The sequence below is a fragment of the Limosilactobacillus sp. genome (assembly GCF_041859915.1).
In the GTDB taxonomy this organism is placed as follows: domain Bacteria; phylum Bacillota; class Bacilli; order Lactobacillales; family Lactobacillaceae; genus Limosilactobacillus.
In genome coordinates this window covers 1-4618 of the sequence record NZ_JBFLGB010000091.1, presented here as the reverse complement: position 1 = coordinate 4618, position 4618 = coordinate 1, and the positions used below count along the sequence as shown (strand labels likewise).

Here is a 4618-nt window from a genome sequence, read left to right as displayed (position 1 = left end):
ATAGTCACTTTTTGAAAAGTTGAACGTTCTTTCTTTTTACGCAATGAAACCACCCTTAAGTTTTTAATTATATCTTACATTTTTAATAAAGTTCCTGTCAAACCCTATAACTAGACATTATAGTTAAGATATTAAAATTTTGCAATGTAAATTTTACTGATTTGTCTAAAAATATAATTAAAAGATAAATTTAAAAATCATGCATCATACTAGCATAGTAGTACTATCTTAATCAAGGAATCGATCAATGGCAGGGTGATTATCCAAATGTTGAACACGTCAAGGAAGATATTAACCACGGCTGGGCTTACCTAGCTCAAGCTGATGATGATGAAACGGTTGGCGTTCTTTCCATCGTGGAAGCACCGGACCATTCCTATGATGAGCTTGATGGAGATTGGTTAATCGATACCGATAAATATGTTGTCATTCATCGGGTCGCTATCCATTCCAACCATACCGGCAAGGGTTACGCCTCAGCTCTTTTTACAAGTGTGATTAACTATATTAAGACTCACCGTCTAGAGATTAAATCGATTCGAATCGACACGCATGAAGACAACAAGGCAATGCAGCACCTGATTACTAAGAATGGCTTTACCAAGGTCGGGGAGTTGCATGGGGTATACCGCCCTGATGAGAATTCCTATGTCTATGCCTTATTGACGCATCCGGAAAGCAAAAAATAATACCGATGAATAAAACTCTCTTAACAGATTGCTGATTGGCAGCCTTGTTAAGAGGGCCTTTTTAAAAGTGACTAATGTGCAACACTCCTATATCTGTTAGAATTGACATTAGTTATTGAATTTGGGAGTGAAAATATTGAAGGACAATCATTGGTATGATTTCCGCTATGCTTTGACAACTTCGAGCCCGGTCTTTTTTGGTTACGTGATCTTGGGACTTGGTTACGGACTTTATATGCATAACCTTGGCTTTTCATTTTTATATCCAACCTTAATGGCGTTAACCATCTATGGTGGTTCGGTTGAATTTGTGATTGCTAATCTTTTACTGCAGCATTTTGACCCGCTCAACGTCTTCCTGATCACTGCGGTGGTGGGCTTTCGTCAGTTCTTCTACGGAATTTCAATGTTGACTAAGTATCCCCATCATGGTTGGCAAAAATGGTTATTATTATTCGGATTAACCGATGAAACGTTTGTGATCAACTATAATTTGACTAGGGTGCCAAATGGCTGTGATTTGCGGACGGTCCAACTGTGGATCACCGCTATGGACTATTTTTACTGGGTTTTAGGTGCCTTTCTGGGCGGCTTTTTAGGGAGTGCTATGAATATCCAGGTGAAGGGTTTGGATTTTGTAATGACGGCGCTCTTTATCGTCCTTGCCTTAGAACAATTCTTGAAAGAAAAAAAGCATATCAGTTCAATCAGCGGACTGGTGATCACAATTGCTTGCCTGCTACTCTTCGGTAAGACGTACTTTTTGATTGCTACCCTGTTAATTTTAGTCGGCGAGTATTATTACTTTTACCGTCGTCAATTACGGGGAGGCGGAAATTAAATGTTTTTGTGGCAACGAATTGTTACCATTGCCATCGCGGCAGTGACTAATTTCTTGACCCGTTATTTACCTTTTCGCCTCTTTGCCAGTGGCAAGAAAGAAAAAGAAGGCTTATCGCCCTTTATCAAAGGGCTAGGTACCTTCCTGCCAGCTGCAATCATGAGCATGCTGGTCGTTTATTGTTATCGAAACATTAACTTGCTATCGGGTAACCACGGCTTGCCTGATTTATTAGCCGGGATAATCACCGTGTTGATCCACCTCTGGCGCCGAAGCATGTTTCTCTCCTTAATCGTGGGAACAGTTTCCTATATTTTATTGGTAAATTACGTTTTTTAATTACAGTGAGCTGCTACAAATTGAAGAAAGACTTCGGCAGCCGGGGAAAGGGCCCGGTTTTTCTTCCAGACCAAGACGTGACCGGTAGTAGAAATTGGACTGAAAGGGACAAAGGTGATGGAAGAATCATGATAAAGGTTTACGATTCCCTTGATTGCTAAACCATAGTAATGCCCAGAACGGATTAAGGCCATCGCGTTGCTGGGAAGGTTGTTGCTGACCTTGGCGTTGAGCTTGTGCATGTCGAGCTTTAGAACTTCACTGACCTCGTCACGGACAATGTTACGGTGCGGAATCAGCAACGGCAACTTATAAAGATCTTCTTTGGTAAAACATTTTTTCTGAGCCAGGGGATCATCAGTACGTAAGATAATTCCCCATTGTTCACGAGTGGGTAACACGAGGTAGTTGTACTTAGCGGCTTCGACCGGCTCAATGAGACAAGCGAGTTCCGTTTCGGCCTCATCGATTTGCCGCCGGAGAAAGTCACCATCCCCATCGAACAGGTTAAAGAAGACGTCTGGATGAGCCTGTTGGAATTGGTCGACCAGGTGCATTAGAAATGACGAAACGTTGGAAACGACACAACCCAGGTTAACCGTTCCGGTCAGCTCGTTTTTCTTTTGGTGAAGCTCTGTTTTGGCTTCATTCAGTAGTTGCAGGATAGTAGTTGCTCGACGCTGGAAGAGAACACCTGACTTGGTTAATTGCATTCGCCGCTGGTTACGATCGAAAAGGGTGATATTCAGTTCCTTTTCTAAGTCCATGATTTGCCGGGAAAGGGTTGGCTGGGTGATATGCAACTGTTTTGCCGCCTTTGTGATATTATTAGTTTGGGCGACGGTTAGGAAATATTTTAAAACGCGGGTATCCAAAATTGATTACCTCCAATTGTTGATAAATTCATTATAGCGCAAAGGAGTCCTCTTCATGGCAAAGCAAGCATTGATCCTTTATTATTCCCAATTTAATACTACTGCCAAGGTGGCTAGTCAGATTCACCAATTGACCGGAGCTGATATTTTACGGATTCGGGTAGCGGATAAGACCTTTCCTAATGATATGACCGCTACTGATAAAATTTATCGAAAACAGCGGGCCAGTGGTCAGTTGCCAAATTTGACGACCAAGTTACCTGACCTAAGTTATTATGATGTTCTTTTAGTTGGCGGTCCGGTCTGGGATGGACAGATTTCGTCACCAATAATGAAATTGTTAGTTCAGCTTCAGGGCTACCAAGGATTAGTTGCTCCATTTAGCACGGGCTGGAGTGATACCGGTAATTACCAGCAGGATTTTATCGCCCATGCTGGTAAGCTGACGATTGGCCCTGGCTACCATGTTCTGACTCACGTTAATCCACACTTTAGTCCCGTGACGCTAGCTTCTTGGTTACGAAAACTATAATTCATTTTTTGTATGGAATAGTACTTATAATAAGCATTTCACATTAATTGAAGGTCTCCTTATACTAAAGGTAATCAATCAATGAAGGAGATTCTAAACATGGCTAAAAACGAAGAAGCAGTAAAGAAAGACATGTTTGGCTTTGGCGAAAAGAACGTCGCTTATGCCAAGTACTTTATCGGTACCAGCTATCTGAATGGTTTGGTAGCCCCTGATGACAACGTTGATATCAACATTTCTAACGTTAATTTTGAACCCGGTTGTCGAAACGATTGGCACATTCACCACAACGGCTTCCAGATTCTCCTGGTAACCGCCGGTGAGGGTTGGTATCAAGAAGAAGGTAAGCCAGCTCGTCTGCTCAAGCCTGGTGACGTGGTTGTTATCCACGAAGGTGTTAAGCACTGGCATGGTGCCACCAAGGATTCCTGGTTCTCCCACATTGCCATCACCAAGGGAACCAGTGAGTGGTGTGAAAAGGTCGATGACGCTTATTACGATAAATTAAGTAAATAATTGAAAGGAAGGGTTTACCATGGCAAAAAAGCAAACTGCTGGTCGTGACCAACTCGGTGACTTTGCGCCGAAATTTGCGGAATTAAACGATGATGTTCTGTTTGGTCAGGTTTGGTCTCGTGAAAAAGAACTCAGCCCACGTGACCGGAGCTTCCTGACCGTGACCGCTTTAATTACCAAGGGGGCCTTTGCCCAGTTACCTTACCATATGCAAACGGCTAAGAAGCGGGATCACGAAGGAAGAAATTGTGGAAATGATCACCCAATTAGCTTTCTACGTTGGTTGGCCAAATGCTTGGTCTGCTTTCGCTGTTGCCAAGAAGGTCTGGGGTAACGACTGATTAAATTACAATTCATTTAACAGCAGCGTTAAATATCATCATAATTAATAAGATTATCTCCTAAGATAAGTCTCACCAGAATTCTGGTGGGGCTTAATTTTGTTTAAAGGAAGGTCATGTTTGATGATAGAAGCGCAAAATAGTTGATCTTATTTCAGCGATTATTAACCAATTGTGAATTAAGTATGAAAAAATTATCATAGCTAAAAACTAATTCAAATTCTTCTCATTAACCTAAAAATGACCAATTAATCGTAAATTTGTTACTCGCCCAAGCCGTTTCACCATTTTGCTTTAAAATTAACTTTTACATAATAAAAATATTTATGCTCTAAATATTGCTATTTTTTTTTCTAAAATGGAATTTATAAAATATAAATTTTATAAATTCATGCGTGCTATTAAGGAGCTGATTTTTAACCAACCAACCACCAGATAACGAGTATGGATTGGAATTGGGAGGTAAGTTTATGGTTTCAAAAAAT

General features: G+C 41.1%; 5 protein-coding genes and 2 pseudogenes. 6 read left to right on the top strand and 1 reads right to left on the bottom strand.

Annotated features, from left to right (window positions below; all coding sequences use genetic code 11):
- Window positions 1-233: 233 nt before the first annotated feature.
- The 3 genes and pseudogenes from ACEYV4_RS09100 to ACEYV4_RS09090 all read left to right on the top strand — a co-directional run.
- Window positions 234-689: pseudogene (locus ACEYV4_RS09100) on the top strand (GNAT family N-acetyltransferase); the annotation flags it as partial.
- A 136-nt stretch (window positions 690-825) separates the two neighbouring features.
- The gene (locus ACEYV4_RS09095) at window positions 826-1530 is read left to right on the top strand and encodes an AzlC family ABC transporter permease (RefSeq protein WP_373842971.1); all 705 of its coding nucleotides are present in this window, start codon (window positions 826-828) and stop codon (window positions 1528-1530) included.
- Complete coding sequence (locus tag ACEYV4_RS09090) at window positions 1531-1869, top strand: branched-chain amino acid transporter permease (protein WP_373842970.1); 339 nt, start codon at window positions 1531-1533, stop codon at window positions 1867-1869.
- Here the strand turns inward: ACEYV4_RS09090 and ACEYV4_RS09085 are convergent.
- Complete coding sequence (locus ACEYV4_RS09085; RefSeq protein WP_373842969.1) at window positions 1866-2744, bottom strand: LysR family transcriptional regulator; 879 nt, start codon at window positions 2742-2744, stop codon at window positions 1866-1868. The genes ACEYV4_RS09090 and ACEYV4_RS09085 overlap by 4 nt on opposite strands.
- Window positions 2745-2799: 55 nt before the next feature.
- Here ACEYV4_RS09085 and ACEYV4_RS09080 point away from each other — a divergent pair, with 55 nt between their 5' ends.
- From ACEYV4_RS09080 to ACEYV4_RS09070, 3 genes and pseudogenes are all read left to right on the top strand, one after another.
- Window positions 2800-3276 carry a flavodoxin family protein gene (locus ACEYV4_RS09080; RefSeq protein WP_373842968.1) on the top strand — a complete coding sequence of 159 codons (477 nt, stop codon included), beginning with the start codon at window positions 2800-2802 and terminating at the stop codon, window positions 3274-3276.
- Between the two features lie 99 nt (window positions 3277-3375).
- Complete coding sequence (locus ACEYV4_RS09075) at window positions 3376-3792, top strand: cupin domain-containing protein (RefSeq protein WP_373842967.1); 417 nt, start codon at window positions 3376-3378, stop codon at window positions 3790-3792.
- Between the two features lie 19 nt (window positions 3793-3811).
- Window positions 3812-4133 (top strand): annotated as a pseudogene (locus tag ACEYV4_RS09070) (carboxymuconolactone decarboxylase family protein).
- Window positions 4134-4618 lie beyond the last annotated feature (485 nt).

Excerpts from the sequence above, each read along its gene's own strand:
- ACEYV4_RS09090 (WP_373842970.1), top strand. The coding sequence starts at position 1,531 with ATGTTTTTGTGGCAACGAATTGTTACCATTGCCATCGCGGCAGTGACT.
- ACEYV4_RS09080 (WP_373842968.1), top strand. The coding sequence starts at position 2,800 with ATGGCAAAGCAAGCATTGATCCTTTATTATTCCCAATTTAATACTACT.
- ACEYV4_RS09075 (WP_373842967.1), top strand. The coding sequence starts at position 3,376 with ATGGCTAAAAACGAAGAAGCAGTAAAGAAAGACATGTTTGGCTTTGGC.